The sequence below is a fragment of the Streptomyces mutomycini genome (assembly GCF_001700505.1).
In the GTDB taxonomy this organism is placed as follows: domain Bacteria; phylum Actinomycetota; class Actinomycetes; order Streptomycetales; family Streptomycetaceae; genus Streptomyces; species Streptomyces mutomycini.
In genome coordinates this window covers 1-2,107 of the sequence record NZ_MAPV01000292.1, presented here as the reverse complement: position 1 = coordinate 2,107, position 2,107 = coordinate 1, and the positions used below count along the sequence as shown (strand labels likewise).

The window sequence follows — 2,107 nt, the reverse complement described above, 5'->3', positions numbered from 1 at the left end:
GGGGCGTCGCACGGCCGCGAAGACGCCGGGGAGAGGGAGGGCACCGGGAGCCGCGAGGCCACCCGGAAGCGGGCGGGGGCCGGGAGGGGTGGAAGCGCGGGAAGGCGAGAGGGCACCTGAAGGCACTAGGGCGTCGGACAACCCGGCTGTCACCTCGCGGTGCACGCGCCAGTACGACGGGCGCATCCCCTGCTCCCTCCCCGACCGCGCGGCGGACTTCCGCCGGCGCCCCCAGGACATATGCGTGGCCACAGCCTGGCACGCGTTTCGCCCGGGCGCTGCGATTCCGGGCGGAAAACAGAAAGCGGGCTTACCGGCTCACATCTGCACGTGCATCCGCACCGGCGCCTGCATCTGCGGCAGGGTCGCCCGTGCAGGCACAGTCGCTGGTCAGCGCTTCGCGACGAACACGTGAGAGGCGACGTCCGCACCCAGCTCGGCCGCCTCCCCGCTGGATCCGACCAGAACCCCGCCGGCCGATTCCGTCACGCTCACGACCGAACCGGGCTGCACACCCGCCCGCCGCAGCGTGTACATCAGCTGTGCGTCGGTCTGGATCGGCTCACCGATCCGGCGCACCACCACGGTCTTCCCCTCGGTGCCCGGGTCGAGCTCGGCCAGGCTCACCATGCCCTCGTCCAGGAACGGATCGGCCTCGGACTTCTCACCCAGCTCCTCCAGGCCCGGGATCGGATTCCCGTACGGAGACTCCGTCGGGTGCCGCAGCAGCTCCAGCACCCGGCGCTCCACGGCCTCACTCATCACGTGTTCCCAGCGGCACGCCTCGGCGTGGACCTGCTCCCACTCCAGGCCGATGACGTCCACGAGCAGGCACTCGGCGAGGCGGTGCTTGCGCATCACCCGTGTCGCCAGGCGGCGCCCCTCCCCGGTCAGCTCCAGATGGCGGTCGCCCGCGACCTGGACCAGGCCGTCCCGCTCCATGCGCGCGACCGTCTGGCTGACCGTCGGGCCACTCTGGTCCAGACGCTCGGCGATCCGGGCGCGCATGGGGACCACGCCTTCCTCTTCGAGCTCGAGGATGGTGCGGAGATACATCTCCGTTGTGTCGATCAGTCCGGACATACGTGCCCCTCGATGCTGTGACGTGAAGTCGTCGTGCGATGGCCCTGCACCAATTCTGACGCATAGCACCGACAAGCGTGCCCCGCCGTCGGGAGTCAGCGCGCGCACGGCCCCTCCCGAGCGGTATTGACAGCCCACTGGTCCAGACCGCAACGTGATCCGCGACACGGGCATCCGACGCGCCCCCACACCCGCAGGAAAGGCCTCCTCGATGAGCGACAGCAAGCTCGCCGGTCAGTTCTTCGACGCAGCGATCGGCCTGCTGGAGCGGGTGCGTGACGAGGAGGCCGGATCGGTCGCCGCCGCGGGGTCCGCGATCGCCGACACCGTCGCGGCGGGCGGACGGCTCTTCGCCTTCGGGGCCGGACACTCCTCGCTCGCCGCCCAGGACGTGGTCTACCGGGCCGGCGGCCTGGCCCTGATGAACCTGCTCGCCGTACCCGGCACCGTCGGCGTCGACGTCATGCCCGCCACGCTCGGCTCCGCGCTGGAGCGCGTGGACGGTCTCGCGAGCGCCGTGCTCGACTCCAGCCCGGCACGCTCGGGCGACCTCCTGGTGATCATCTCGCTGTCCGGGCGCAACGCGCTGCCCGTGGAGATGGCGCAGAACGCGCGGGCGCTGGGGCTGACGGTCGTCGGGGTCACCTCGGTCGCCTACACGACGGGCACCAGGTCGCGGCACGTCTCGGGCGGATTCCTCCGGGACCACTGCGACATCGTGCTGGACAGCAAGATCGCCATCGGCGACGCGGAGCTGACGGCGGAGGGCGTCGAGGCACCGTTCGCGCCCGCGTCGACGGTCGTCACCAGCGCGCTGATGCAGGCGATGATGGCCACCGCGGCGGAAGAACTCGTCGCCCGGGGCATCGAACCGCCGCTGCTGCGCTCGGGCAACGTAGACGGCGGGCACGAGTGGAACGGGCGCGTGATGCGGGAGTACGGCGACCGCATCTTCTACCGGCACTGAGGCCCCCTGAGGCCCTCGCGCGTCCGGCCCGCCGGTCACCCCGCCCAGCAGCCCGTC

2 protein-coding genes are annotated in these 2,107 nt (G+C 71.6%); one reads left to right on the top strand and one right to left on the bottom strand.

What is annotated here, in order from left to right; all coding sequences use genetic code 11:
* Positions 1-390 precede the first annotated feature (390 nt).
* Positions 391-1,083 carry an iron-dependent transcriptional repressor DtxR gene (locus BFF76_RS29570; RefSeq protein ID WP_031093136.1) on the bottom strand — a complete coding sequence of 231 codons (693 nt, stop codon included), beginning with the start codon at positions 1,081-1,083 and terminating at the stop codon, positions 391-393.
* A gap of 211 nt (positions 1,084-1,294) precedes the next feature.
* On the opposite strand from BFF76_RS29570, the gene BFF76_RS29565 reads away from it, so the two are divergent.
* Positions 1,295-2,050 (top strand): SIS domain-containing protein, encoded by a 756-nt coding sequence (locus BFF76_RS29565; RefSeq protein WP_053930574.1) that lies wholly within the window; start codon positions 1,295-1,297, stop codon positions 2,048-2,050.
* The last annotated feature ends 57 nt before the right edge of the window (positions 2,051-2,107 follow it).

Coding starts and splice junctions, on each gene's coding strand:
- BFF76_RS29565 (WP_053930574.1), top strand. CDS start 1,295: ATGAGCGACAGCAAGCTCGCCGGTCAGTTCTTCGACGCAGCGATCGGC.
- BFF76_RS29570 (WP_031093136.1), bottom strand. CDS start 1,083: ATGTCCGGACTGATCGACACAACGGAGATGTATCTCCGCACCATCCTC.